Raw genomic sequence first — 25,529 nt, forward strand, 5'->3', positions numbered from 1 at the left:
TAAATTCTGAAGACGAAGGCGTGCTGGAAACTCGAATGACCACCCATCACCGCGGACGCGGTATACGGACGAGCTTGTCGAGCAATCGTTCGAGCACCACGTCCGGCGCGTCGCAAAGGCCCACGTGCACCGCCGACGTCTGGATCATCGTGCTGCGCGTGGCGACGAGCCAGGAGAAACGCTCGTTCCGCGAGAGCTGCCCGATCGGCCCCGCGTCGCGCCCGCCCTCGCAGATACGCGGAATGGCCGCGAGGTGGCGGTGCACGGCATCGAGGTCCACGTCCGGCGCGAGCGCGAGGAGCCGCGCCTCGTCGAGCTCGATCCGCGCGCCGAGGTAATCATGATCGGCGCAATGAAGAATGACGCCCGCATTGATGCATTCGCCACGCTCGACGCGGGGGACGACACGCACGATGGCGTACTCAAACGAGTTCGGCACGGGCACGCTCGGCCTCCGCGAGGATCAAGGGGAGCGCGGCGAGCCGCGCCGAGAGCCACGCGCCATACGCAGCGCGGTGGGCGTCGGGGGAAGCGAATCCCATGTCGTCCGTGAGGAATTCGTCCGGGATCGCCTGTGCGACCCGGGTGAGAAACGCCTCCGACCACGAGGCCCGAAGGTGCGCCGCCGCCTCGGCGAGCTTGGTCGCCCAGGGCAAGAGGACGTGCTTTCGTACGAACGTGAACGGATCACGGCTCTCGGCGAGCGGATCCGAGGGGCCCCAGCCGTGGTGGAAATACAAGGATGCGCCGTGATCGATGAGCCAGATCGCGCGGTGCCAGGTCAAGAGGTTCGGGTTTTTCGGCGTGCGGTCGACGTTCGTGACGAACGAATCGAAGAGCACGAGGCGCGAGGCCAGGACGGGATCCGGCGTCGGGCCCGCGACGGGGTCGAAGGTGACGCTGCCCGGCAGGTAATCGAGCGCGAGGTTCAGGCCCACGCTCGCGTCGAGCAGGTCGCTGATCTCGCGGTGCCGCTCGGCGCGGCCGAGCGCGGCGTCGAGCGTGATGAGCACGAGCTCGGGGACGGAGAGCCCCGCGGCGCGCGCGAGTTCGCCCGCCACGAGCTCGGCGATGAGCGCCTTCGGCCCCTGGGCCGCGCCGCGGAGCTTGACGACGTAAAGCCCATCGTCGTTGGCCTCCACGAGCGCAGGCACGGACCCTCCCTCGCGCAGCGGGGTGACGTACCGGACAGCGTTGATGGTGCGCAGCATGCGCGGCGCAGTCTAGAGCATCGAACCGTTCGATGCTCTGCGAGATCGCGAAGCGAGCTCGCCTCGGGGGGTGAATCGACCGGGCTTTGCCCGGGCGAGAGGGGGACGCGAGGCGTCCCCCTCGGGACGAGAGCCCCGCGCCGCGAGAGAAAATTTTAGTTCTCCGGCGCCACCCAGGTCTGGCCGCTCTCGCACTCCGCCTTCGCCGCGGCCTCGTCCGGGTACTTGTCGTCGCCCTTGTAGTACCAGTTCGTCTGCCGGTGGCCGTCGATGTTGCTCGACTGGCAGCCCCCCCAGGCGTCCGAGAGGTCGCAGACGGCGCCCTCCTCGTACGACGCGCTCTTCGTCGTGGCCTCGAGCGTCGCGCAGACGCCCTGGAACGTGATCAGCGAGGGACCCTTGAAGTTGCGAATGTCGGTACACTGCGGTCGCTCGGGGCGAAGGTCACAGCGCGCCTGCTTCGTGCCGAGCGGCGCCTGATCGAGAAGGTCGCCACACGCGAGGATGCCGAGGATCGGGAGGAGAAAGAGAATCTTTCGCATCATTGCGCTATCGCACGTCGACGCCCCCGAGGGATAGGCCCCTCATGCCGGGGCACGGCCGGCCGGGCGCGCGCGGCGCTTCTGCCAGCACGCTGACGGTCGAGGAGGCGGCGAACCTCACGGCGTGGCGAAGCCGCTTTGCCGGCAGCGCGCTTTCCCCTTGGCGCACCCCACGCTAAGGAAGGCGAGGCCATGACGATCCGCGGCTTCACGATCGACGGTTTTCTCCTCGCGCTCATCGCCGTCGTGGCGCTCGCCATGGCGATGCCCGGGCCCGGCGCGACGGGCGGCATCCTGCACATGAACGAAGTCGCGGCCTACGGCGTCGCCGTGGTCTTTTTCCTCTACGGCCTGACACTCGCGCCGGAAAAGATGAAGGCCGGGATCAAGCACTGGCGGCTGCATCTCTGCGTGCAACTCTGCACCTTCGTGCTCTTCCCGGTGGTGGTGCTGCTCTTCGGCACGCCGCTGAAGAGCTTTTTGCCGCAGGAAATCTGGATCGGCTTTTTCTATACCGCCGCGCTCCCCTCGACGGTCTCCTCCTCGGTGGCGATGACGTCGCTCGCCCAGGGCAACGTGCCGGCCGCCATCTTCAATGCCACGCTGTCGAGCCTGATCGGGGTCTTCGCGACGCCGCTCTTGATGGCCTGGTTTCTCTCGACGAGCGGCGAGGCAATGCCGCTGCTGCCCGTGATCGGGAAGATCGTCCTGCTGGTGCTGCTGCCCATCGTCATCGGCCAGGTGGCGCGCCATGGGCTCGCCGCCTGGGCGCAGCGCAACGAAAAGCAGATCAAGCTCGCCGACCGGGCCATCATCCTCGCAATCGTCTACAACTCGTTCTCCGATTCAATGATGGAGGGGATCTGGCAGGGCCAGGACGCGCTGCGAATCGTGGAGATCCTGCTCGGCGTCCTCGCGCTCTTCGTCCTCATCTACGCGCTCATGATGATTCCCTGCCGTCTGCTCGGCTTCAACCGACCCGACACAGTCGCCTGTCTCTTCTGCGCCTCCAAAAAATCACTCGCCACCGGCGTGCCGCTCGCGCCCATCATTTTCGGCGCGAACCCAGCCCTCGGCCTGATCCTCGCGCCCATCATGCTCTACCACTTCTGTCAGCTCGTCATCGTCAGCGTCATCGCGAACCGTCAGGCACGTCTCGCCCTGGCAGAAGCCTGAGCGTTCTTTTGGAGGCGCGGAGCTGGGCCGTTGCCCCAGCACAAATGCTCAGCCCGAGGACCCCCCCATGGGGCCAGCACCAGGCGCGGAATGCCCTGCATCCCCGCAAGATCGTGATCGCTCCCCGCGAACGGCCTCCCGCCGCGCCGCAACCCGGTCCCCATCCGCGCGCCCACCGTCCTCAGGCATCGTGAACCGCCGCTCCCCGGGCGCGTCCTCCGCCCCGCAGCACCGCAGGCGGCCCTCCGCGCTCCCCCACACCCCATCAACAGCGCCGCACCTCGAAACCCCCACTCCAAAGACACCAACCTGCAGCGCCGCAAGTCTCCCCCCGCAAGGCCGTCCCCCGTCCGACAGCGCCGCAGGTCCCCAAGCGCACGCTGCGCCCCCATCCTGCGGCGCCAGAGGGGGCGGTCCCAGGGGCCAAGGACCGCCGCGCCGGGGCGCTGCCCCGGACCCCGCGGGGGCTGTCCGCCCCTCGACCCGGACCAGGCACAGCCTGGACCGGTGATGGAAGAACTGCGCTCCGCGCAGTTCTTCCAACGGGCCGGTGGCAAGACCATGGAGGTGGGTGCCAAGTCGGCAACGGAGACGCTGCCGGTTGAACCTGCAGCGCCGCGGCCTTGGTGGGCAGGGTCGTTTGCGGTCTTGACCCCGGCTGTTCGATGAACTGCGCGGAGCGCAGTTCATCGACCCCGAGTCCAGCGCTTGCGCTGGTCCGGGTCCAGGGGCGGACAGCCCCTGGTGGGGTCTGGGGCAAAGCCCCAGCTCCGCGCCCCCTGGAGAAAGGCTCTAGTTCCGGTGGGCGGCGTCTTCCTCGAAGATGCGCTCGAGCTCTGCGCCGTACTGCTTTGCTGATTCGACGAGGGCTTTTTCGTCGTGGCGGAGGACGAAGGCCCTGCGGACCTGCGCTTCGTCGTACTCGCCGAACCTGCGCACGGCTTCCCGCGCGTTGTCGGATGGGAGTCCGAGTGCTTCGAGTGTGATTCGGGCTGCGTCGAGGCTGCCCGCGAAGGTTTCCCGAATGATGTTCGTGACGCCCGCGTCGAGCAGCGCGTAGGCGTGTTGCCGATTGCGCGCACGCGCGACGATCGTGAGGTTCGGGAAATGGGACTGCACGACGTGGAGCGTGCGCATCGAAGCGTCCATGTCGTCGATGGCGAGCACGATGAGCCGCGCCCGCTCCGCGCCCGCCGCGCGGAGGAGGTCCACGCGGGAGGCGTCGCCGTAATAGATTTGGTTGCCATAACGGCGGACGAAATCGACGTGTGTCGGGCTCGCGTCGAGCGCGGTGAATGCGATGCGCTTCAGCCGCAGGACACGGCCGACGATCTGCCCGAAGCGGCCGAACCCGGCGATGATGACGCTGCTGCCCTCGTCGTAGATCTGATCGAAGGAGCGGCGATCTGCAGCGGCGAGATGCGCCGTGATGCGGTCGCGGGCGAGGAAGAGCAGCGGCGTCAAGGCCATGGAGAGGGTGACGACGACGACGAGCAGTTCGGTCGTCTCGGGCTTCAGGACCGTGGCGCTGCGGGCCACGCTGAAGATGACGAATGCGAACTCGCCGCCCTGCGAGATCGACGCCCCGAGGCTCGCGGCTCCGCGCCCGCTGAGCTTTGCGGCGCGGCCGAGTGCGTAGAGGACGGTCATCTTCACCACGACGAGCGCGAGGACGAGGCCGATCACGACGAGCGGCCGGTCCTTGAGTAGGCGCAGGTTCGCGGACATCCCGACGGCCATGAAAAACAGGCCGAGGAGCAGGCCCTTGAACGGCTCGATGTCGGCTTCGAGCTCGTGCCGGTACTCCGAGTCGGCGAGGAGAACGCCGGCGATGAACGCGCCGAGCGCCATCGAGAGCCCGACGCGCGCCATGACGAGCGCCGTGCCGATGACGACCAGGAGCGCGGTGGCCGTGGAGAGCTCATGGCTCCGGGCCTCGGCGATGAACCGGAACGCCGGGCGCAGGAGAAACCGGCCCGCGACGATGAGCCCCGCGATTACGCCCACGATGACGAGGCCGTTCGTGAGGGGGCTGCCGGTCTTGGCCGCAGGCGTCGGGCCGAGCAGCGGGACGAGCGCGAGGACGGGGATGGCCGCGACGTCCTGGAAGAGCAGGATCCCGAATGCGCTGCGCCCGTGTGGCGTGCCGAGCTCGTTTTTCTCGCCGAGGATCTGCGTGGCGAAGGCCGTCGAGGACATGGAGACGCCCACGCCGGCGACGACGGCCGCGGGCAGGGGCGCGCCGAGCAGCAGGCCGATCCCGGTGATCACGGCTGTCGTGGCTGCGACCTGGGCGCCGCCCAGGCCGAAGACGGTGCCTCGCATGGTCCAGAGGCGGCTCGGCTGGAGCTCGAGCCCGATCAGGAACAGGAGGAAGACGACGCCGAGCTCGGCGAAATGAAGGGTCTGGTCGACGTCGTGGATGAGCCCGAGGCCCGAGGGACCGATCAGCGCGCCGGCTGCGAGGTAGCCGAGCACGGTGCCGAGCCCGATGCGCTTGAAGAGAGCGACGGCGACGACGGCCGCGACGAGGAAAATGGCGGATTGGGTCAGCATTGCGGGGAAATCGAGGAAGGGGGACGGGGGTGAGCGAACAACCTGGCCGGGACCATCAGGGAAGCGCCGCGACGCCGACGATCGCCTGCGAGACGTCGGCCCATTTCGTCGACGAGGGTTCGATCATGTCGAAATGATCTCCGCCCTCGACGACCTTCAGGGTGATGTTTTTCTCGCCGGCGACCTTCGCGGCGTCCTGGTAATGGGAGCTCGTCACGAGGGGGACGATGCTGTCGTCCGCCCCGTGCACGAGGATCTGGCGCACGCCGAGCGGCAAGAGCGCCCGCGGCGAGGCCTCGGCGTACCGCGCGGGGACGTCGCTCGGGCTGCCCCCGAGGAGCTTTGCGGCTGCGCCGCCGCAGACGCCGAGGTCGACGGATTCGGCGAGATCGAGGATGCCCGCGAGGGCGACGACGCCGGCGACGGGGAGCGGATCGGCGCCGCGGAGAGGATTTTCCATGGCGAGCCTCGGGCGCGCGGCGACCCATACGGCGAGGTGGCCGCCCGCGGAATGGCCCACCGTGTACACCTTCGTCGTGTCGAGGTGGTGCGTCGGGGCGAGCTCCCGGAGCGCGTCGACGGCGAGGCCCACGTCCGTGAGCGTGCCCGGATACCCGCCGCCGGCATGGCCGAGGCGGCGGTATTCGACGTTCCAGGTGGCGAAACCTGCCTTCGTGAGGGATTCGCTCATCCCGTCCATGAGGTCCTTGCCATACCCGCTGGACCAGCAGCCGCCGTGGAGGATCACCATCACGGGGTGCGGCCCTTCGCCATTCGGGAGGCGGAGATCGCCGATCTGCGAGGGATCCGGGCCGTAGGAGAGGCGCGCGGGCCCCGTCGGCGGCCCCCCGGCGCCGGACGAGGCCGCGGGCTCCGGGGGTTTGCTGGCCTCGGGGCCCGCGCATCCGGCGAGCAGGACGAGGGACACCACGAGGCCGACGCGGCGACGGGCATCACGCAGACAGGGGCGCGGCGAGCGCATGGGGTCCGTTGTACCAGAACGGGCAGGCGGCGCGCAGCTCAGGGAAGGGGACAGAGCGTCGTTTCCTCGTCGGGACGCGCGTCCCGGACCACATTTCCCGCGGCATCGAGGATCCGCAGCGGTCCCTCGGGGCCCCGCTCCGCGAGGGGGTGATTCTGCGCATCGTAAAGGATCGTGCGTTGTCCGCGGATTTCCTTCAGGTTGCCATTCGTGCAATAGAAAAACTCTTTCGCCCCGAGGCCCTGCTCGTCGTGGACCAGCGCGGAGCGGACCGCGCCTTTGCCGTCGACGCGGCGCACCCATCGCCCGACGCGCCGGCCACGCTCGTATCGGCCGGAGAGCTCGATCCACCGGTCGCCGTCGCGCTCCCACGTGGCAGCGGGGCCGTCGAGGTGCAGGTGATCGATGCGGAAGCTGTCGCAATGCGCGGCGTCTGCGCAAATCTGGAATGCGCCGCTCGCCCAGCCGCCCTCGTAGTGCCCGGACCAGCGCAAGGCCCCCGTCGCCGCGTCCTTCACCGTCCAGTCCCCGTCCATTGCTCCGTTCTTGCAGGCGCCGGAGACATGGTCGCCGCCGGCGAGGCGCTCGCAATGGCCGTCGGATACGCGGTGGCAGAGGTTTTCCTGGCCGAGCACGTGCGCGGGCACGAGCGTGGTCTCCACGGCGGGCGGCGAAGGCGTCACGGCCGCGCATTCGCGGGGAAACACGCGGGTGAGGGGATCGAGGAGCCTGCGCCCCTCGAAGACGACGAGGGCGACGAGCATGGCGGCCGTGAGGAGGCGCAAGGCGATGCGAAGGCGTTTGTCTTTCATCGGGTGAGCGCGTCCCGGCAAAGCCTGTCGACGCGGGCGAGCAGCGTGGGGAGCCGGTGGGGGCCGTGCATCGATTGGATCCACGCCGCCGCCTCGTCCGGCGTCGCGCCCGCGGCCGTCACGTGGAGCGGTTTTTCACTTTTGCCGCGCTTCACCGGGACGGAAGGCGCGTCGCCGTGGAACGCGGTCTTCGCGACGCCGACGACCACGACCCGCCCGCCGAGCGCCTCGAAGAGCCGCGCCCCGAGCCCCGGCCGCCCGTCCGCCGAGAGCCACACGTACCCGTCCACGACCACGACCTCGGGCAGCGGGTCGACCTTGCGCAGCAAGTCGAGGAGCGGCGGCAGCTCGCGCCGGTAGAACGCGCCGGGCTCGTAAGGCGCGACTTCGTCGATGCGGGCCGTCAGCTCGTTTGCGACGGCCGCGTCGTCCCAGCGGCGGAAAAGCAGGCCGGCGGCGACGGCGAAGCTGTCGTCGGGAGCGTAGGCGACGTCGACGCAGGCGAGCATGCGGCGAAGGGTAACCGGTTTTCAGCGCGGTGGACGAGCGCCTTCGTGCCGCACCGCTGCGGTAACTTTGCGTTGTGGTGCCGCTCTGAACTTGGCATCATCTTGCGATGGGGAACCTGCCGCCTGGGCCGCGCACCAGCATCACGAGCCTCGTTCGATACATGCGTGATCCGATCGGCTGCATGCAGCCGCTCACGCAGAAGTACGGCGATCCGTTCTGCTTCCCGGGCAAACCCCCGCTCGTCATGACGGGCGATCCCGCCGGGATCAAGGCCATCTACACGGCCGATCCGGACACCTTCGAGCCTCTCAATCAGGACCTCGGCGTCTTCATCGGGCCCCGCTCGCTCATCCTCGCCAGCGGCGCCCCGCACAAGCGGGCGCGCAAGCTCATGATGCCCCCGTTCCACGGCGCCCGCATGCGCGCCTATGGCGAGCAGATGGTGCGCCTCGCCGAGGAGCGCGCCGCCGGCTTCCAGAATGGACAAACCGTCACGATGTCCGACGTCCTGCAGGAGCTCTCGCTCGCCGTCATCCTGCAGGTCGTCTTTGGCGTCACCGAGCGCGCCGGCATGGACGCGCTGGCCAAGCTCTTGCTCGAGACCACGAATGGCATCTCGCCGCTGATCGCGCTTTTCCCCGCGCTGCGCCGCGAATTCGGGGGCGTCGGCCCCTACGCGCGGTTCCTGGAGCGCCGCCGCCGCCTCCACGCCGCGCTCGACGAGCTCATTGAAAAAGGCCGCGCCACGGGGCCGCGCGAGGACATCCTGAGCCTCTTGCTCGCCGCGCGCACCGAGGACGGCGAGCCGATGGACGACGACGAGATCCGCGATCAGCTCATCCTCCTCGTCTTCGCCGGGCACGAGACCACCGCGATCGCCATCGCCTGGGCCCTCTATGCGCTGCACCGACCCGAAAACGCCGCCGCGCTCGGGCGCCTGCGTGAAGAGCTCGTGTCCCTCGGGCCCGATCCCGAACCAGAAAAAATTGGAAAACTCCCGTACCTCGAGGCCGTGTGCAACGAAACGCTCCGCCGCTTCCCGCTCGCGCCTGCGCCGGCCCCGCGCAAGCTCCTCCGGCCCCTCGATTTGATGGGGTACAACCTGCCGGCCGGCACGGGCGTGGTCGCGGCGATCTCGGTCGCCCATTTCCGCGAGGACGTCTACCCGGAGCCGATGCGGTTTTCGCCCGAGCGTTTCCTCGACCGCTCGTATTCGCCGTTCGAGTTCCTTCCGTACGGCGGCGGCGCGCGGCGATGCCTCGGCGCGGCGATGGCGAGCTACGAGATGAAGCTCGTGCTCGGGACGTGGCTCAAGCGCCATCGATTGCGGCTCGCGTCGCTCAAGCCCGACAACGGCGCCGTGCGCGCGGCCAATGCAGGGCCGGCAAGCGGGGTGCGGATGATCGTCGAGGGTCCGCTCGGCTGAAGGCGACTCGAGCGCGCGCCGCTCGTCAGAACGGATCAAACGCGTCGTAATGGCGGACGCGGGCGATCTTGCCCTCCCGCACGTCGAAGAAGAAGGCGCACGCCGCGCGCATCGTCGCGCCTTTCGCGAGCGAGCCGAGCGGAAGGGCGAGCACGCCGGTCCACTCGATCTCCAGCACGGCCTGCGCCGCGTCCCCGAACGCGCGGAACACCCGATATCGCTGCTCCGCGAAGATCGTCTTTCCCCGCTCGACCCCCGCCCGCATCGCCGCGAGGTCGCGCCGCGCGCCCGAGGCGAAAATGCGGTTCGGCAGTTCCTCCTCCTGCACGTCCTCGGTCACGAGCCCCTGGATGTCGCCGCCGGACTGGACCCGCTCCACGAAAGCGAGGGCGAGATCGACGGCAGGTGAAACGTTCTGCGCTTCGTTCATGGTACACAACCTGTTTTGCACAACCTAGGTTGTCAACCATATCCTCTGCGCATGACGAAGGCTGCTCCTGTGGACCCCTCGGACCTCGACGTCGGCTCGCTCGCGCTCTTCGTCGGGTATACGCTCAGCGCGGAGGTCCTCGGCGAGCTCCGCGCGGCCGGGCATCCGGACCTCCGGATGTCGCACGGGCTCGTGTTCCAGCACCTGCTCGCCCTGGACCGCACCATCAGCGAGCTCGCGAAGCTGCTCGGCGTCACGCAGCAAGCGGCGTCGAAGTCCGCCGCCGAGCTCGAATCCCTCGGCTACCTGACGCGCGTCGCAGATCCCGCAGACGCGCGGGTGCGCCGGCTCAGGCTCAGCGCGCGCGCGCACGACGCCATCACCTGTGCACGCGCCGCCCGCGCGCGGATCGATCGCACCCTCGCGAAACAGCTTGGCAAGGAGCGCCTCGCGAGCACCCGTCAGGCGCTCGCCGAGATCCTGGAGCTCTTCGGCGGCGCCGACGCCGTCCGCGCCCGCCGCGTCCGACCACCGGAGTAGGATGCGGCCCGCGCTCGCCTCCGCCTCACTCCGTCGGCGTGTTCGGCCTTGGCGGCCTGGGCCCACGCGGAGGACGCGTCCGTCGCGGCAGCTTTCGCTCTTCCGGCGCGAGGTTCGCGTCACGGACGCGCTGCATCAGCGTGCGAAAGACACGCGAGAGGCCCGCCTCGATCTCCGGATTCTCCCCGCAGAGCGTGAGCGCGGCCACGACGGATTCGAGCGTCGAGACGTACTCGCGCCGCGGCTCGGCGCGCAGTCGGCCGTAGATCGAAGGTTTCGTCGGCCGCAGGTTCATGCGGTTCAGCTTGTTCAACCAGGGATTGCGCCACCACAAGGTCTTCGCCTTCGACCAGGTCCCGTCGAGCACGAGGATCCCTTCGAGCGCCTGGGGATCGAGGGGCGCGCCGCGCCTCGTGGTGACGTCGCTCTGCGCCTCGCTGTCGGGGAAGAGGACCGCCCACTTGTGCGGATCGACGTCCTCCTCGCCGAGCGCGTGACCGAGGTTGCGCCAGCTCAAGCCCACGACGAGCTGCGCCCGCGGCAAGCTCGCCAGCACGATCTGCGCCGAGCCGAGCAGCGCATCCTGCTCTTGCGGGTGCTGGAGGATCAGCACGCGGCGGTCCGTCGGGTACGAGACGATACGGTCGCACACGCAGGCGACGGTCGGGCGGCGGCAAGTGTCACAGGCGGGGAGCACGGCGTGACGTTACCACGCCGAGGGGGCAGGGGACCGCGATCTGCGATCAGCGCGTCGCGGCCTCGCAGACGGTCACCTCGGGGACGAACACCGAGAGCACCTCCCCGCAGCGACAAGGCAGATAGACCTTCCCGACGAACGAGCTCAGGTCGCGCCGGGACTCGAGCTCGTCGCCGTCGGGGAGGTTCACGACGAGCGCGCGTTTCCGGAAGGTGACGGCGAGCCCATCGGCCTCGTGCTTGCCGGCGAAGGACTTGTGGTCGAAGGCGCCGAGCAGCGCGAAGAGCCCATCGTCGCGCAGCGTCGCTCGTGTGGGCGAGCGAAAGCCACGCGAGACCTGGAGCACCGGATCGGGCTGGGGCACGTCCCCTTCGAGCGGGAGCCGTTCGATCTGGGTCAGCTCTCGATTGCCGAACCAGTGAATGCCGCGCCGCCCGTAGAGCTGGAAGAAGTAGGGAATGTCGCCGCGGGCGAGCTGCGCCTTCTCCGCGTCGAGCAGCGGCGGCCAGAGCGATTCGGGGCGGGCGCGCACGTACTCTTCGGTCCCGCGCAGGCATACCCGAATGGGCATCTCCCCGAGCTCCGGGAGGCTCGCGAACACGCCGGCCATCGCGCGCGCGTGCCGCTCGAGAAAGACGAACGTGCTGCGGTAGGCGCTCGCCATCGCGACCAGATCCGCCGGGTCGATCGGCTTGCCGAGATAGGGCAGGACGCGACGAACCCCGGCGGCGTGGCGACAGATCGCCGCGTACTCGGGATCGGCGTCCGGCAGGAGCTTCGTCTCGGTCGGGAGCGACAGGTCGGCGAGGATCATCTCGACGTCGAGCGGCGTGAACACCACGCGGCCGCGCCCATCGACGCCGAGCACGAGGTTTTCCCAGTGCAGATCGGCGACCCCGAGGAAGCTCCACAGCGCGAGCGATCGGCCCACGATACGCGCGAGCTCACGCCTCTCGGCGGCGCTCGAAGGCGCGGGCAGCGGCTCCAGCGTGACGGCCTCCACCTCGCCGCCGTCCCGCGCTCGCGGAGAAAAGAACTTCAGATCGGGGAGAAAGCCGAACGCGTCGGCGCCGAGCCCCTCTCGCTCGGCGGTCTCGTCGAGGAAGCGCCGGAGCGGGCTCTCCGCCGCGAGCAGGAGCCACTCCCAGAAGACCGTGCGGGGCTTGACGATGCGGCCGTCGCGCCGCGCGACGCGGCGCCCGAAGTTGTGCGCGTCGCCGAGGTGGGTGCGTGCGTCGGCCATCGGGGGGCGATTTTACACAGAAGTTGTTGGACGGCACGAAACCGGGCGCGCTCGGCCTCACGGGGTGCGTCTCTTTGTTGGGGCAAATCGCAGGGAGCTCCGAGAGCGAAACGAGCAACGCGGCGAGCGAAGCGTCGAAGGAGGCCCCCGCCGCGCCGGGGAGCAGCGACTACGTCGATCCCGGCGCCTGGGAGGGCCCGCTCCACCAGAAATACGCGGGCCAGGTCGTCTTCTCGTCGAAGCCCATCCCCAAGGACGGCGCCGACGACAGCAGCATGTACAAGGAGTACACGCTCGGCGATCCGCTCTATGCGCGCTTCTGGTCGAAGGAGTCGCCGCACAACTTGATGCCCAAGTGCGACGAGCCCCGCCACTCCTTGCGGGTCGACGTGAACGGCGCGTACGCCGGCAAGCCGGCGTCGTACATCCCCTCCTTCAACGTCGTCGAGTACACCGACAACAAAACGCGGACCATGGCGAGCCTCACGGGCGACGCCGAGGTGCCCTTCACGAAGCAAGCTCGCGCCGGAGATCGTGAAGCTCGTCGACGACCAGCGCGACTGGGACAACGAGATCGTGCTCGGCGCCCGCGTGATCTCGGCGCAATGGGGGCCGGTCCGGAACAAGATCACGGGCGTGCTTACGCACCACATCCTCGAAACGGCGGTCGTGGTGCGGCTGAAGAAGGAGACCGACGAGAACGCGTGCCGCGTCTTCCCCATCGCGGTCACGCGGGACGCGGCCGGTGGCGCGATCCGCTGGGGCGGCAACGGCTCCGGCATCCCGTTCCCCTGCGTGAACGCCCCCAAGTGATCCGGAAGGCAAACCCCGCTGCGGGTTTGCGTCAAAGGGCGGAAGAGCGAGCGGCGCGGCCGAGGCCGGTCATGGACGCGACGGTCTCGACGAGGTGCTCCTCGACGGCCGCGAGGGTCTCGTGCTCGGGCGCCCCGGTCGTGCCGGCGATCGCGGCGAGCTCGTGGGTCGGCGCGAGGCTGTACCGAACGACGAGGTAAATGCTGCTCTGCACGGTGAGGCGCAGCGCGCGCGGCGAGGTTTTGGTGAGCGCCGCGAGCACGAGCGAGCTCTGCTCCAGAAACGGGAGCAAGCTGCCGAGCAACGTGTCCTCGTCGAGGTGGCCTTTCTCCAGAAACGAGCGCTGGATCAGCATCACAGCGTCGCGGTGCTCGCGCGTGAAGCGGAAGCCCGTACGCACGGCACGATGGAGGAGTTCCTCCGGCGTGGCCGGGCGCTCGGCGAGGTCCGCGGTGAGCGCCTCGCCCAGCGTGTCGAGTTCGCGGAGCATGCCGCGCACCACGGCGTGGTAGAGCTGCTCCTTCCCCCCGAAATAATGGCTGACCAGGCTCTGGCTCAGCCCTGCGAAGGCCGCGATGTCGCGGAGGCTGGCGCCGTTGATGCCGTGGACCGCGAAGAGCCGCCCCGCCGCCTCGAGGATGCGTCTCTTCGTGGTCTCGGAATCAGCCTTGACGGGACGGGCCACGGGGAAAAGGCATCGCGGCACGGGCGCGCGCCGTCAAGCGTTCCGTGCAGGGAGGCGCGAAATCATCCTGGGTGGGGCACGACGAGCACGCAGGTGATGTTGTCTGCTGCGTCGTGATGGATCGCCCGGCCGAGGAGGCCCTGCACGGCGGCGTCGAGGTCGGGATTCGCGCGAATCACCGCGGCCATTTCGTCGGGCGGAACGAAGTCGTGGAGCCCGTCGGTCGACAGCAGATAGACGTCGCGCGGGCGGGCGGCGAACGTCTGGACCTCGAACACGACATCTTCCTGCATGCCGACGGCGCGGACGAGGATCTTGGCGAAGGTTTCGGGGGGCACGTCGGTGGGAAGCGAGATCCCGAGGCAATGGGCGTCGGCGAGGAGCGAGTGATCCTCCGTGAGCTGCTCCAGGCCCTCGCCGACGAGCCGATACACACGGCTGTCTCCGACGTGGGTCACGTGGACGCCTTCCGCGTCGAGCGCGAGGGCCACGAGGGTGCATGCGCCGTTGGAGAGCCATCGCTCGGTGGACGTGCGCTCGAGGACCCGGCGGTTCGCGAGACGTACCGCCTCGGCGAGGCGGTGGGCCCCCGCGTGTGCGTCGCGTGTCGCCTCGAAATGCTCCCGCATCACGTCGACGGCGATCTTCGCCACGACCTCGCCCGACCCGGACGCGCCGCTCATCCCGTCGACCACGACGAAGAGGCCGAGGTCGGGGAAGACGCCGAATCGATCCTCATTTCGCTCGCGATGGCGGCTCGTGTCGGTCGTGCCGGCGGCGAGGGGAGAGACGTCGAGCGAGCCCATGCCAAGATTCTATACGGCACGAGCGTGCTGTAGTAGAGGCGCGCCCACGATGAATCTCTCCAAGACCGTTTCCTCCTCGCTCCTCTTCGCCGTGGTCGTCCTCGGCGCCGCTTGCGGCGGCGCGACGCCCGCCCCCGAGGCGCCCGCGGAGGCGCCGGCGACCCCGCCCCCCGCCGCGGAGCCCGCCCCGGCGGCCACGCCGGCGCCCGCCGCGGAGCCGAGCGCCGCCCCCCAGGCGCCCGCTGCCGACGCCGCGAAGCCCGCGGCCGACGTCCCCACGCCGCTCACCAAGCCGGCCTCGACCCACCAGATCGCCGGCAAGAGCCTGAGCGAAATCGAGCAGCCCGATCTGCGCGAGGCCTTCAAGGCGAGCCCGTGGAAGACGGTCGACGGCACGAACACCTTCTTCGTCGAGGGCGTGTACGAGTCGCACTCGTTCGACGTCGCGAATGGCAAAAAGAAGGCGCGCGTGCGTCTGGTGCGGCCCACCAAGAAGCCGGAAAAGTCGCCCATCGCGAACCTCACGCCGCGCTCGCTCATCGACGGCGAAGCGGCGAAGGAGCACGGGATGGACGAGTTCAAGGGCGCCGCCATCGGCGTGTTCGTCGACGAGCCGGCCGACGTGATCCTCGCCATCGCGCTGGAGAAGGGCACCGAGGCGGAGGCCAAAGCGGCCCTCGCGACGGTGCTCCCGGCGGCCGGCAAGGCGAAGAAGTAGATCGCGACATCATCCATGGCGCGGGTGTCCCGCCCTGTGCCGCGGAGATACGGTTCCCTGTCCGCGTGACGCGGACCGCCCACACCCGGTTCGGGTTTGGCGGGCGCATCCCTTCGATTCCTCCTTTCACGAACGTGCCACGGGCGCCACACCACGCGCTCACGGACGTGTCGCGCCCGACATTACGCGCGGTAGCTCGTTTCGCACCCGCCTCATGGCTCGCCACCCATGCTTCGCAGGCGCAGCGGGCATGTGGATTGCCAGGGCAATACGAACAAGGAGCTTCCCATGAAAACGCGATTGCCGGAAATGTGCTTTGGTATCAGCGCTGCCTTCCTGCTCTGCGCCACGCCGGCCGCCGCGCAGGATACCGTGGATGCGGACGCCGCGAAGGCAGGCAACGTGCCGTCTCGCGACGTCGCAGTGGGCGCCTACACGGGCATCTTCGAGGGCTACAATCGCGGCGGGATGCTCGGTATCCAGGCGCGGTATCGGCTGGGGTTGTTCGAGGCCGGTGGGTTTGCCGAAGTCGGCACCGAGGCCTTCACGTACTACGCCGGTTTCGGGGCAACGGCGGGGCTCGCGTGGCGCACGTCCTTCGGCCTGCGCCTCGTCGCGTGCGGCGCACTCGGGATCCACGCCTATGAGAACGTGGGGGCCCGCTTCTTGAGCGCCGATCCGGGGGCCGACGGGTCCACGCCTTTCGCGGGCGCGCGCGTCGGCGCGAGCTACATCTTCGGCCGCCGCAGCCAGAATCACGTCGAGCTCGGGCTGATGGGGTCTTACGATGGGGATCTCACGCGCTCGACGGTCACGACGTATTACATGCAAGAGGACTGGCTCGACGGCACTCCCCGGGCAATGACGTCCACCCACACGATCGGCACCCACCGATTCGGCGCGCTCGTCACGGTCGGCTGGACGCGCGACTTGCTTTGACCTCGGCGGGGCACTTTGCTGCGAGCGCGTGCGCGGCGTCGCTGCGATCGACCTCGGCCACGCGGGAAAGCGTGTTGTCGGGCTCGCGCCAGTACAGGCGCTCGGGCCAATCGCTGGGCGGCGAGAGCTGCGCCACGTCGAAGCAATGGACGTGCACGCCGCCGTCGCCCGCGCTCGCGAGGCCGGCGTTCACGACGACGCGGCCCTCGTCGAGCGTGGGCGGGTAGGGGACGAGCACCACGCCCGGCGGGTCGCGGACCGTCATCACGAGGGTATCGCCGACGACGAAGAAACGCGCTTCGCGGTCGGCGCGGGCCGAGGCGTAGCCGATCATCGACGACGTCGTCGGGCTGCATGCGCCGATCCCGAGGGCGGCGAGGACGAGCGATAGGCGGAGAGTGCGTGCCATCCCCGGGAGCCTTACATGCGATGGGACCCGGACGCGAGGTTTTTGCGACGTCCAGCGCTCCATGGGCATGCCCCGACGCGCACGAATGCCGGCGTGAGCACTTCGATGAGCCTATTGCATATTCGTTCGAATCTTGCAACGTCCCGTAGGCCCCGGCGTTGCAGCTTTGCGTGCCCTTTGCAGCATGCCGCGCCGGCGCCTCACCTGATCACGCGAAAGGGTCCAGGCAGAGGTCGTGCTCGACGAGGGGCGCCTCTGTGGGGCGCTCCTGAAGAATCGATTGCCGTTACGAGCGATGTACCATTTGTCTCGCCACCACGAATTCCGGGACGATGTAATAACACACCGCCCCAACCGCTACGAACCTGGTGGGGCAGCACTAAGGCCACACACTTTCTACTGGACAGGGCCTCCTCGCCTATGCGATAGGGCCTCGACATCATTCAGGAGGCACTCGTGGATCAGATCATTCACGATCGAAGCTGTGTGCTGATGGGTGTCGATACGCTGCTGCTCGAGTTCGGCAAGCGGTTGCTGGCACGTGGCTGGACCATTCGCAGCGTCATCACCCCCGAGCCGAGGCTGCTGCGACAGGCTCGAGAACACGGGCTCACCGTCCACGAGAATCCGGAGGCCATGGCCGGGGCGGCGCCATTTGGCTGGTTGTTCAGCATCGTCGATCCCGCCGTGCTTTCCCCTGAAACGCTGGCGCTTCCCAAGCAGGGGGCCATCAACTTCCACGACAGCCCTTTGCCACGTTATGCCGGGGCCCATGCTACCGCTTGGGCGCTGATGGATCGCGTCGAGGAGCACGGCGTCACCTGGCATTCCATGAGCGCCGATATCGGCGCCAGTGAGATCCTCGTGCAGCGGCGTTTTGGCATCAGGCAGCAGGAGACCTCTCACACCCTGAATCTACGTTGCTTCGAGGAAGCGCTGGCCGGCTTCGACCTCCTCCTCGACGCGATCGAGCGCAATGCGCTCGATCCTCGCCCGCAGAAGGGGGAAGGCAGCCATTACGGCGAATACCGGCGGCCTGCCGCCGCATGCATCCTGGACTGGAAGCGCCCAGCGGTCGAACTCGAAGCGATGGTCCGCGCCCTCGACTTCGGCCCCTATCATCCGAACGCGCTCGGCTCACCCATGCTCGTGTTGGGCGGCCAAGTCGTGGTCGTTGCCCGCGCCCACGCCGTCTCCGGCGCTGCGGAGGGCTCCCCAGGTCAGATCACCGGCATCCGCGAGGATTCCATCACCCTTGCGACCGGCGAAGGCCAGCTCGTCATCGAGGGGCTCGCCACTCGTAATGGGGAGGCGCTGTCCATCAGCGATGCGATCGACAAGCTCGGCCTGGTCCTCGGCATGTGTTGCGACAACCTCGCCCCCGAGACCGCGCGACGGCTCGATGAGCTGAATGAAGTCATGGCCCGCTCGGAGCCATTCTGGGCGAACCGACTCGTCGCGCTCGTGCGTCCGGAGCTCCCTCATCTTCGGATCGCCACCCCCAGCGGGGTCACCAACCGGAGTGAAGTGGGCATCCCCGAAGCTTTCTGCCAGAGCTTCGCCGACGCACTCGGGAATGCGCTCTTCGCCGCGATTGCCGCCTTCTTCAGCGTGCTCTGTGATTGCGACCATTATCACCTCGCGCTTCAGGATACCGATTTGCGCCAGCAGACCTGCGGGCTCGAGGCCTGGGTTTCGAGCCACGTGCCCGTGGAGATCGTCCTCGGCGAGGGCAGCTTCCTCGACCTCGTAGCTACGCTGAACGAAGAACGCCACCGCCTGCGCACGCGCGGCACCTGGCTTCATGATGCCATGGGACGCCACCCCATGTTGCGCGGCCGCCCCGAACTCGTCGGGCGCGCTCTCCCCATCGGTGTCGAGCAATGGAATGGCCCGGATGACGGGCCTCTCGCAGCCGGTAGTGCCCTGACCGTGGCCATGGATCTTGGCAATCGCACCTGCGTGCTCGGCTACGACACCACCCGATTCGACCCTGAGCACATTACCGACCTGCAGCAGCGCCTCACCCGCTTCCTCGAGCGCATCGCGCGCGCCCCTGACGCGCCGCTGGTCTCGTTCGATCTGCTGTCCGATGCGGAACGGCAGTTGCTGCTGTATACCTGGAATGATACCGCCGCCAGCCATCGCGCGGATACGTCCATCTACCACTTGTTCAGCGAGCAGGCGGCCCGGACGCCCATCGCCATCGCCGTCGCCGACAAGGACACCGAGATCAGCTACGCCGAGCTCGAGCACCGCTCGAACCAGCTCGCCGAGCACCTGCGCGCCAAAGGCGTGGAGCGGGAGGATCGCGTCGGCGTCTGCATGGAGCGTGGTGTCGATGTGGTCGTGACCTTGCTCGGCGTGCTCAAGACCGGCGGCGCCTACGTGCCCATCGATCCCCGCTCGCCGAAGCAGCGGACCCACTTCTTCCTCGAGGACGCCCGCGTAAAAGTCCTGCTGACACAGGCGCATCTCGTCCCCCAACTGCCGCCCCACGAAGCCGAGCTCGTCTGCATCGATACCGAGTGGCCTACCATTGCGCAATTATCCACAGAAGCCCCCGCCGCCGATCCACGTCCAGAGAGCCTGGCCTGTGTGATCTACACGTCGGGGTCCACGGGCCGACCCAATGGGGTCATGGTCGAGCATCGCAATCTGCTGAATCTCTTCTTCGCGATGGATCGCTCGATCGAGCATGACCCACCCGGGAACTCGTTGGCTGTCGCCAACCTCTCCTTTGACGCTAGCATATTGGAAATTTTTTGGCCTCTGACGCATGGCCTCAGGGTCACCCTCGTCGATGACGCCATGTCCCTCCTGCAGCCCGCTCAAGTCGAGCGCTGCTTGGCTCCGCATCATGCCGTTACACACATGCTCGGGATACCCTCCCTCCTGCGGATCTTGTGTGCAGATGCAAATGCGCGCAGGATCCTCGGCTCGCTCGAGCAGTTGTGGGTCGGCGGCGAGGCATTTTCCCGTGCTCTGGCCCAGGAGCTAAGCGCGCTCTGTACAGGCCGCGTCACCAATCTTTATGGCCCTACCGAGACCACGGTGGGCGTCACGATGCACGACGTCATCGGCGTACCCGAGAGCATCCCCATTGGCCGTCCGATATCGAATACTCGCTGCTATGTCCTCGATCGCCACCGCCGCCCCGTTCCGGTGGGGGTGCCTGGCGAGCTGTACATTGGCGGAGCCAGCGTCTCCCGCGGCTACCACGACCGCCGAGATCTGACTGCAGAACGGTTCCTGGACGATCCCTTTCGAGCGGGCGAGCGGATCTATCGCACGGGGGACAAGGTCCGCCATCGCCCCGATGGCGCGCTCGATTTCCTTGGCCGCATCGACCATCAGGTCAAGCTGCGCGGAAATCGAATCGAGCTCGAAGAGGTCGAGCGCGCTCTCGAGCGACACGCCATCGTACAAGAAGCGGCGGCCTCGATCCGCGAGATTGCCGGGGACCCCCATCTCGTAGCTTGGGTCACGGCGGCGCCTGGCCATAACCCTGATCCTGTCGAGCTACGCCGCGTGCTTCGCGAGCATCTGCCGCCGATCATGGTGCCAAGCCAGATTGTCGTGCTCGAAGCCATGCCACTCACGCCGAACGGCAAGATAGACCGTAAGAACTTGCCAACCCCGGCACATGTCGGAGGCCCAGGGCAGGCCTATGTGGCACCCAGCGATGAGCTACAAAGCAAGCTCGCCGTGTTATGGGCCGATATCCTCGGAATCGACAGGGTGGGGGTCGAGGATAGCTTCTTCGACTTGGGGGGAGACTCGCTCAAGGCCATTCGATTGGCACGCCACATCGGTGAAGCGTTCGGGATCGACCTCTCGACTTCGACCTTGCTCATGGCACCCACCATCGAGAAATTGGCGCCCAGGATCGCAGCGTCTCCGAAGAGACGCGACCAGAGGAAGCCACCGCCGCTGCTTCCACGTCCAGCCGCCCGCCATGAACCCTTCGCCCTGATGCCGATACAGAAAGCCTACTGGGTCGGGCGGCAACCGATATTCCCTCTCGGTGGTGTGGGCTGCCAGGCGTACGTAGAGCTCGACGTGAAGCCTTTGGATCCAGAACGCCTCGATCGCGCCGTCAACGCGCTCATTGGCCGACATGAAATGCTTCGCGTCGTGTTTCAAGAGGACGGATTGCAGCGGATCATGGCCGAGGTACCAGCGTACACCTGTCCGCGGCTCGACCTACGGAAGCTGAGCCGGGAACAAGCCGAGGAGCAGTCGCTCCGGCTGCGGGAGCGCCTTTGCGGCCGCCCCTTCGAGCTCGATCGATGGCCTCATTTCGCCATTCATCTGACACACCTGCCAGACGCGCGGGATCGCATTCATTTCAGCGTAGACTCGATCATCGCGGACGGCCATCGCATCCAGATTCTCTTTCGCGATCTCGTTCGCATCTACGCTGGACGAGATCTCCCCCCGCTCGAGGTGAGCTTCCGAGACTATTCGCAATGGTATCAAACCTTGCCGGCAGAGGGGGACCGCGGGTACTGGCGCGCTCGCCTCCAGGATCTACCGCCTGCTCCGGCATTGCCCTACACGAGACCTCTGGCAGGAGTGATCTCGCAACGATATCGAGCGGGAATGCGGGTCGTCGACGAAGTTCGTTGGTCATCGCTCAAGCAGCGATGTGCCCACCATGGAGTCACGCCCTCTGCATTGGCCCTGGCGGTCTTCGTCGAAGCCTTGGGCGCCTGGTCTCAGAGCCCGAGATTCACCATCAACGTGCCTTTCGACGCACCTCTCCCGATACATCCACAAATCAACGACACCATCGGCAACTATGCCGCGGTCTCGCTCATTCCGATTGATTTATCCGTCGATCTGTCGTTGCAGGAGCGCGCCCGAAACCTTCAGCTCCAGATCGCCGAAGATCAGGCGCATGGCCGAGTCAGTGCTGTGGAGGTGTTGAGGACCTTCGGACAGCAGGCCGACGTGCCGGAGATGTTCCCCATCGTGTTCACCACGATGCTCGGACATTCTGCCGGGATCACGGCGGAGGACCTCGCTGGATTTCCTCCGATTCTGGGAGCGCCTGCGTGGGCGACCCAAACGCCTCAGGTCTGTCTGGACCACCTGCTCCTCGAGGTCGACGGCTCCCTGTGGCTCCATTGGGATGTGGTCGAGGACCTTTTTCCTGCAGGCATGATCGACGACCTTTTTGATGCCTATGTCGATGTGCTTCGGCGCCTCGCGAGCGAGCCCGCGCTCTGGACCGGCCCGGCACCGTCGTTCCTTCCGCAGCGCACCCTGGATGCACGCGCTGCCATCAATGCGACCCAGGCCCCCCTGCCGGAGCATCTGCTGCATACGCCGATCTTGGAGCAAGCTCGCCAGCGGCCCGAGGCCGTGGCCGTCATCGATGGATCGCGCCGGATCACCTACCGCGAGCTGGTCAGCCGGGCCCGCCGCCTCGCTCGCCGCCTCTGCGAGCAAGGCGACGTCGAGGCCGACGAGCTGGTCGCCGTGGTGATGCACAAGGGCTGGGAGCAGATCGTTGCCGTGCTGGCGATTCTGGAAGCCGGCGGCGCTTATTACCCCATCGCCGCAGATCTTCCCGCGCTGCGGCGCCACGACCTCCTGAAGCGAGGGCGCGTTCGACGGGTACTTACACAGCCGCGCTACTCTTGCGAAGAATGGCCGGACACGCTCGACGTCATCGGCGTCTCGGACAACGAGCCGTGGGACAGCTATCGCGATGAGCCTCTGGCTGTCCGGCGACATCTCCGGGATCTCGCCTATGTTCTTCTTACATCTGGCTCCACGGGGCAGCCCAAGGGCGTCGCCATCGAGCATCGCAGCGTGGCCAACACCATTGCCGATATCAATGACCGGTTCGCTGTGGGGCCTGGGGATCGCGTCCTCGGTGTATCCGCCCTCGGCTTCGATCTCTCGGCCTGGGACATCTTCGGTACATTGAGCGCGGGCGCAACGCTGGTGCTCCCTCAGAAGAGTCGAGATCCTGAGCACTGGGCATCACGCATGCGTGCCGAAGGTGTCACCATCTGGAACTCCACACCCGCCATGCTGCAGCTCCTCGTCGAGCATGCAGATGGTCGCCCGGGGATCGTACCTCAGACCCTGCGCCTCGCCATGTTGAGCGGTGACTGGATCCCGGTGACCTTGCCCGATGGCATTCGAGCGCTGGTCCCAGGATGTCACGTGCAGAGCTTGGGCGGGCCCACGGAGACGAGCATCTGGTCCATCGGCTATACGATTCAGGAGGTTCCGCCGGTGTGGACCAGCATCCCTTACGGGCGACCGTTGCGAAATCACCGCTACCATGTGCTCGATAGCCGCCTTCGAGAGCGGCCTGAGGGAATCATTGGCGAGCTCTATGCCGGCGGCGCGGGGTTGGCGCGCGGGTATTACGGCGATCCCGAGCGCACCGCCGAGCGCTTCCTCACCCACCCGCTCACCGGAGAACGCCTCTACAAGACCGGTGATCTCGGACGCTGGATGCTCGATGGCAACATCGAATTTTGCGGTCGCGAGGATCACCAGGTCAAAATCGGTGGCTACCGGATCGAGCTCGGCGAAATCGCCTGGCAACTGGAGCAGCATCCCCTGGTGCAACAAGCCTGTATCGACACGGTCGGGCCACGCCGATCCGCGAGCCAGCTCGTGGCCTTTGTCGTGCTTTGCGACGCCCCCCCCATGCCCCATGCAGAGCTGACCAGCAAGCTCCGCGCCTGGCTCGCGCAGCGATTGCCCGACTACATGGTGCCCACCTATGTGCTCACGCTCGAGCACCTCCCGCTTTCTGCCAATGGCAAGGTCGATCGGGCAGCGCTCCCCGATCCCCGCGCGAGCATACAGGCCCAGGAGCAAGCTGTCGCTTCGACGCAACCGCTTCCAGATTCTTTCATGAATCGTCTGAAGGTCCTCACAGCTGATGTACTGGGTGTCTCCACGCTCGACCTCGATCCAAAACGCTCCTTTTTCGAGCTCGGCGCCAGCTCGCTCAAGCTGGTGCGCCTCCAACGCCGCTTGAGCAAGGAGCTTGGGGTCGAAGTCGACATCGCCCATCTGTTTCGATACCCCACCCTGAAAGCGCTTGGTACCCGACTTGCGCTCTCCTCACACGACACGACGGACACCGGCAGCCATGCCACAGCTCCCAAGAGCACATGGTTGCAGCGATTGAGCCCGCCCCGGCCCGAGCGGCCCCGCCTCTACGCGCTGCCCCCTGCGGGCGCAGGGACCTCGGCCTTCCGCCCGTGGGCCTCGAAGCTCCATGACGTGGAGGTGTGGGCCCTCGCGCTTCCGGGACGCGAAATTCACGCGGCCCAATCGCCGATCACGCGCTTTGGGGAGGTGATCACCCATCTCGAGGAAGAGATCCTCCAAGAGCCGAGAAGGCGGTTTGTCCTCTACGGCCACAGCCTGGGCGCTCTCATCGCATTCGAGCTGGCAAGGCGGCTCGAGCACACGCATGGGATGGTCCCTGACATGCTGATCGTCGGCGCTTGTCGGGCGCCGCAACTGGACAATCCGCTGCACTTCCACGCTAGCAGCTCGAACGAGGAGATTCTGCATTTCGCCGCTCGGATAGACCCCTCCTCCTCCTGGACGGCTGACGCGGACGTGGTGGCGGGCGTCATCCCCGCGCTGCGCGCAGACCTTCTGCTGTTCAGCGATTACCGCTATCGCGAGGCGCAGCCCTTGTCTTGTCCTCTCACGGCCTGGGGTGGCGAAGAAGACATCTGGGTCGAGCGCCCGCACCTCATGCCATGGGCCCATCTCTCCCGTGGCGCTTTCCAGCATCACACCTGGCCTGGTGGCCATCTGTTTTTGGAGCACCCGCCGCTCGTATCGCGGATTCAGCAGATCATGCTCGGACAGGAGTCGTCCCCCCGAGAAAGGTAGTCGCTCGATGAAAGACGGATTTCGCATTCTTGACGCCGATTCCCATGTGATAGAGCCTCATGCCGTATGGCATGAGGCAGCGAGACGATTCGAACATGTCGGCTTCAAATACGCTCCCGCCTATCCCGACGGATCGCGCCGATACGTGCCTTATACCCTGCAAGGAGACGACTTCACGCACGTAGTCACGAATCGCCTGGTCGAGAATGCAGAGGCGTCTGCGCCATACCCCGAGGTGTGGACCGCGGAGGGAATGTCACCGGAATTCCATGCAAATACGCTCGGGGAGCGTGGGGTCGATCAAGCCCTCGTCTTCCCCACCTTCGGCTTGTGGATGTGGTCGGTCGACGGCATGAATCCAGGCCTGGCAGGAGCCTTGGTCCAGGCCTACAACGATTGGCTCTTCGACTACTGTGCTCGTATTCCCGACTTTCTCAAACCCGTGCTGGCCGTCAATCTACATGCCCCGGAGCTGCTGGTGGCCGAGCTCGAGAAGCTCGTCGCGCGGGGGGCGCGCACGGTGTTCGTGCGGCCCAATCCCGTGGGCGGCCGCATGCTTGGAGACAACGCCTACGAGCCATTCTGGGCCGCGTGTGAGCGGCTCGATGTATCCGTCGGTGTCCATGAAGGCGCCCACTCGCGGTTGGCCACCACCGGCTCGGATCGGTTTACGAAGCGTTTCGCGGTGCACGCCTGCTCCCACCCCATGGAGCAAATGATGGCGTTTCTATCCCTGCTCGAATCGGGGGTCCTCGAGCGTCATCCAAAGCTGCGTATTGCCTTTCTGGAGTCAGGATGCGGCTGGCTGCCCTACTGGCTTTGGCGCCTCGACGAGGAGTATGAGCAGCTCGGTTGGGAGGTGGAGGGCACGGTGCGCATGCCGCCCTCCGACTACTTCCGCCGCCAATGCTACATCGCCTGGGAGCCCAAGGAGCCCTGCCTAAAGCAGGTGATCGACTGCGTCGGCGAAGACCGCATCCTGTGCGGCAGCGACTTCCCCCACGTCGACTCCGATCGCGAGTCCGTCACCAAGATGCTCGCGGGAGCACGCGTCATCAGTGACGATTTTGCACGCAAGCTGACCTGGGATAATCCAAAGACCTTCTATCGTCTTTGATGCGACGAGGCGTGAGGCCCTTCGTCC

Annotated in this window: 22 protein-coding genes; 8 read left to right on the forward strand and 14 right to left on the reverse strand. The window is 67.1% G+C overall.

The features are described 5' to 3' along the window. Positions 1 to 46: 46 nt before the first annotated feature. From POL67_RS26510 to POL67_RS26520, 3 genes are all read right to left on the reverse strand, one after another. Positions 47 to 439: a DUF3037 domain-containing protein gene (locus POL67_RS26510; protein WP_308789552.1), complete on the reverse strand. Its 393-nt coding sequence runs from the start codon at positions 437 to 439 to the stop codon at positions 47 to 49. Continuing rightward, entirely contained in the window at positions 423 to 1,211 is a 789-nt protein-coding gene (locus POL67_RS26515) for a HipA family kinase (protein ID WP_271921925.1), read from the reverse strand. Before POL67_RS26515 ends, POL67_RS26510 begins: the two co-directional genes overlap by 17 nt. 155 nt (positions 1,212 to 1,366) lie before the next feature. Continuing rightward, positions 1,367 to 1,756 carry a hypothetical protein gene (locus tag POL67_RS26520; protein WP_271921927.1) on the reverse strand — a complete coding sequence of 130 codons (390 nt, stop codon included), beginning with the start codon at positions 1,754 to 1,756 and terminating at the stop codon, positions 1,367 to 1,369. A gap of 189 nt (positions 1,757 to 1,945) precedes the next feature. Here POL67_RS26520 and POL67_RS26525 point away from each other — a divergent pair, with 189 nt between their 5' ends. After that, positions 1,946 to 2,929 (forward strand): bile acid:sodium symporter family protein, encoded by a 984-nt coding sequence (locus POL67_RS26525; protein WP_271921929.1) that lies wholly within the window; start codon positions 1,946 to 1,948, stop codon positions 2,927 to 2,929. A gap of 792 nt (positions 2,930 to 3,721) precedes the next feature. Here POL67_RS26525 and POL67_RS26530 read toward each other — a convergent pair. The 4 genes from POL67_RS26530 to POL67_RS26545 are packed head-to-tail and all read right to left on the reverse strand — an operon-like array spanning position 3,722 to position 7,788. Continuing rightward, entirely contained in the window at positions 3,722 to 5,485 is a 1,764-nt protein-coding gene (locus POL67_RS26530; protein ID WP_271921932.1) for a monovalent cation:proton antiporter-2 (CPA2) family protein, read from the reverse strand. Positions 5,486 to 5,540: 55 nt separating this feature from the next. Continuing rightward, positions 5,541 to 6,467 (reverse strand): alpha/beta hydrolase family protein, encoded by a 927-nt coding sequence (locus tag POL67_RS26535; RefSeq protein ID WP_271921934.1) that lies wholly within the window; start codon positions 6,465 to 6,467, stop codon positions 5,541 to 5,543. A gap of 38 nt (positions 6,468 to 6,505) precedes the next feature. After that, the gene (locus POL67_RS26540) at positions 6,506 to 7,279 is read right to left on the reverse strand and encodes a hypothetical protein (RefSeq protein WP_271921936.1); all 774 of its coding nucleotides are present in this window, start codon (positions 7,277 to 7,279) and stop codon (positions 6,506 to 6,508) included. Further along, positions 7,276 to 7,788 carry an endonuclease V gene (locus POL67_RS26545; protein WP_271921939.1) on the reverse strand — a complete coding sequence of 171 codons (513 nt, stop codon included), beginning with the start codon at positions 7,786 to 7,788 and terminating at the stop codon, positions 7,276 to 7,278. Before POL67_RS26545 ends, POL67_RS26540 begins: the two co-directional genes overlap by 4 nt. Before the next feature lie 107 nt (positions 7,789 to 7,895). Here POL67_RS26545 and POL67_RS26550 point away from each other — a divergent pair, with 107 nt between their 5' ends. Next, complete coding sequence (locus POL67_RS26550; RefSeq protein WP_271921941.1) at positions 7,896 to 9,215, forward strand: cytochrome P450; 1,320 nt, start codon at positions 7,896 to 7,898, stop codon at positions 9,213 to 9,215. A 25-nt stretch (positions 9,216 to 9,240) separates the two neighbouring features. Here the strand turns inward: POL67_RS26550 and POL67_RS26555 are convergent, their stop codons facing one another. Beyond that, a complete protein-coding gene (locus tag POL67_RS26555; RefSeq protein WP_271921943.1) occupies positions 9,241 to 9,645 on the reverse strand; it encodes a nuclear transport factor 2 family protein in 405 nt (134 codons plus the stop codon). A 51-nt stretch (positions 9,646 to 9,696) separates the two neighbouring features. Here POL67_RS26555 and POL67_RS26560 point away from each other — a divergent pair, with 51 nt between their 5' ends. Continuing rightward, positions 9,697 to 10,185: a MarR family winged helix-turn-helix transcriptional regulator gene (locus tag POL67_RS26560; protein WP_271921945.1), complete on the forward strand. Its 489-nt coding sequence runs from the start codon at positions 9,697 to 9,699 to the stop codon at positions 10,183 to 10,185. Between the two features lie 25 nt (positions 10,186 to 10,210). On the opposite strand, the gene POL67_RS26565 is transcribed toward POL67_RS26560, so the two are convergent. The 3 genes from POL67_RS26565 to POL67_RS26575 form a co-directional block, all read right to left on the reverse strand. After that, positions 10,211 to 10,882, reverse strand: a complete 672-nt coding sequence (locus POL67_RS26565) for a tRNA-uridine aminocarboxypropyltransferase (protein ID WP_271921947.1) — start codon at positions 10,880 to 10,882, stop codon at positions 10,211 to 10,213. A 46-nt stretch (positions 10,883 to 10,928) separates the two neighbouring features. Further along, positions 10,929 to 12,125, reverse strand: a complete 1,197-nt coding sequence (locus tag POL67_RS26570; RefSeq protein ID WP_271921949.1) for a glycoside hydrolase family protein — start codon at positions 12,123 to 12,125, stop codon at positions 10,929 to 10,931. A 307-nt stretch (positions 12,126 to 12,432) separates the two neighbouring features. Further along, on the reverse strand, positions 12,433 to 12,600 hold the full coding sequence (locus POL67_RS26575) for a hypothetical protein (protein WP_271921951.1): 168 nt from the start codon (positions 12,598 to 12,600) through the stop codon (positions 12,433 to 12,435). Between the two features lie 59 nt (positions 12,601 to 12,659). On the opposite strand from POL67_RS26575, the gene POL67_RS26580 reads away from it, so the two are divergent. Beyond that, positions 12,660 to 12,938 carry a hypothetical protein gene (locus POL67_RS26580; RefSeq protein WP_271921954.1) on the forward strand — a complete coding sequence of 93 codons (279 nt, stop codon included), beginning with the start codon at positions 12,660 to 12,662 and terminating at the stop codon, positions 12,936 to 12,938. A gap of 31 nt (positions 12,939 to 12,969) precedes the next feature. On the opposite strand, the gene POL67_RS26585 is transcribed toward POL67_RS26580, so the two are convergent. Continuing rightward, positions 12,970 to 13,623 (reverse strand): TetR family transcriptional regulator, encoded by a 654-nt coding sequence (locus POL67_RS26585; RefSeq protein ID WP_271921956.1) that lies wholly within the window; start codon positions 13,621 to 13,623, stop codon positions 12,970 to 12,972. 62 nt (positions 13,624 to 13,685) lie between these two features. Beyond that, a complete protein-coding gene (locus tag POL67_RS26590) occupies positions 13,686 to 14,429 on the reverse strand; it encodes a PP2C family protein-serine/threonine phosphatase (protein WP_271921958.1) in 744 nt (247 codons plus the stop codon). 49 nt (positions 14,430 to 14,478) lie between these two features. Between POL67_RS26590 and POL67_RS26595 the strand changes: the two genes are divergently transcribed. Together POL67_RS26595 and POL67_RS26600 are read left to right on the forward strand one after the other, a co-directional pair. Then, positions 14,479 to 15,147, forward strand: a complete 669-nt coding sequence (locus POL67_RS26595) for a hypothetical protein (RefSeq protein ID WP_271921960.1) — start codon at positions 14,479 to 14,481, stop codon at positions 15,145 to 15,147. Between the two features lie 288 nt (positions 15,148 to 15,435). Next, positions 15,436 to 16,086 carry a hypothetical protein gene (locus tag POL67_RS26600; protein WP_271921962.1) on the forward strand — a complete coding sequence of 217 codons (651 nt, stop codon included), beginning with the start codon at positions 15,436 to 15,438 and terminating at the stop codon, positions 16,084 to 16,086. Here POL67_RS26600 and POL67_RS26605 read toward each other — a convergent pair. Further along, a complete protein-coding gene (locus tag POL67_RS26605) occupies positions 16,055 to 16,495 on the reverse strand; it encodes a hypothetical protein (RefSeq protein ID WP_271921964.1) in 441 nt (146 codons plus the stop codon). The genes POL67_RS26600 and POL67_RS26605 overlap by 32 nt on opposite strands. 456 nt (positions 16,496 to 16,951) lie before the next feature. Here POL67_RS26605 and POL67_RS26610 point away from each other — a divergent pair, with 456 nt between their 5' ends. Together POL67_RS26610 and POL67_RS26615 are read left to right on the forward strand one after the other, a co-directional pair. After that, entirely contained in the window at positions 16,952 to 24,385 is a 7,434-nt protein-coding gene (locus POL67_RS26610; protein WP_271921966.1) for a non-ribosomal peptide synthetase, read from the forward strand. Between the two features lie 7 nt (positions 24,386 to 24,392). Then, positions 24,393 to 25,502 carry an amidohydrolase family protein gene (locus tag POL67_RS26615; RefSeq protein WP_271921968.1) on the forward strand — a complete coding sequence of 370 codons (1,110 nt, stop codon included), beginning with the start codon at positions 24,393 to 24,395 and terminating at the stop codon, positions 25,500 to 25,502. Positions 25,503 to 25,529: the final 27 nt, after the last annotated feature.

This window comes from Polyangium mundeleinium, from assembly GCF_028369105.1.
Classification (GTDB): Bacteria; Myxococcota_A; Polyangia; order Polyangiales; family Polyangiaceae; genus Polyangium; species Polyangium mundeleinium.

Coding starts and splice junctions, on each gene's coding strand:
- POL67_RS26515 (WP_271921925.1), bottom strand. CDS start 1,211: ATGCTGCGCACCATCAACGCTGTCCGGTACGTCACCCCGCTGCGCGAG.
- POL67_RS26520 (WP_271921927.1), bottom strand. CDS start 1,756: ATGATGCGAAAGATTCTCTTTCTCCTCCCGATCCTCGGCATCCTCGCG.
- POL67_RS26525 (WP_271921929.1), top strand. CDS start 1,946: ATGACGATCCGCGGCTTCACGATCGACGGTTTTCTCCTCGCGCTCATC.
- POL67_RS26530 (WP_271921932.1), bottom strand. CDS start 5,485: ATGCTGACCCAATCCGCCATTTTCCTCGTCGCGGCCGTCGTCGCCGTC.
- POL67_RS26535 (WP_271921934.1), bottom strand. CDS start 6,467: ATGCGCTCGCCGCGCCCCTGTCTGCGTGATGCCCGTCGCCGCGTCGGC.
- POL67_RS26540 (WP_271921936.1), bottom strand. CDS start 7,279: ATGAAAGACAAACGCCTTCGCATCGCCTTGCGCCTCCTCACGGCCGCC.
- POL67_RS26545 (WP_271921939.1), bottom strand. CDS start 7,788: ATGCTCGCCTGCGTCGACGTCGCCTACGCTCCCGACGACAGCTTCGCC.
- POL67_RS26550 (WP_271921941.1), top strand. CDS start 7,896: ATGGGGAACCTGCCGCCTGGGCCGCGCACCAGCATCACGAGCCTCGTT.
- POL67_RS26555 (WP_271921943.1), bottom strand. CDS start 9,645: ATGAACGAAGCGCAGAACGTTTCACCTGCCGTCGATCTCGCCCTCGCT.
- POL67_RS26560 (WP_271921945.1), top strand. CDS start 9,697: ATGACGAAGGCTGCTCCTGTGGACCCCTCGGACCTCGACGTCGGCTCG.
- POL67_RS26570 (WP_271921949.1), bottom strand. CDS start 12,125: ATGGCCGACGCACGCACCCACCTCGGCGACGCGCACAACTTCGGGCGC.
- POL67_RS26575 (WP_271921951.1), bottom strand. CDS start 12,600: ATGGTCCGCGTTTTGTTGTCGGTGTACTCGACGACGTTGAAGGAGGGG.
- POL67_RS26590 (WP_271921958.1), bottom strand. CDS start 14,429: ATGGGCTCGCTCGACGTCTCTCCCCTCGCCGCCGGCACGACCGACACG.
- POL67_RS26595 (WP_271921960.1), top strand. CDS start 14,479: ATGAATCTCTCCAAGACCGTTTCCTCCTCGCTCCTCTTCGCCGTGGTC.
- POL67_RS26600 (WP_271921962.1), top strand. CDS start 15,436: ATGAAAACGCGATTGCCGGAAATGTGCTTTGGTATCAGCGCTGCCTTC.
- POL67_RS26605 (WP_271921964.1), bottom strand. CDS start 16,495: ATGGCACGCACTCTCCGCCTATCGCTCGTCCTCGCCGCCCTCGGGATC.
- POL67_RS26615 (WP_271921968.1), top strand. CDS start 24,393: ATGAAAGACGGATTTCGCATTCTTGACGCCGATTCCCATGTGATAGAG.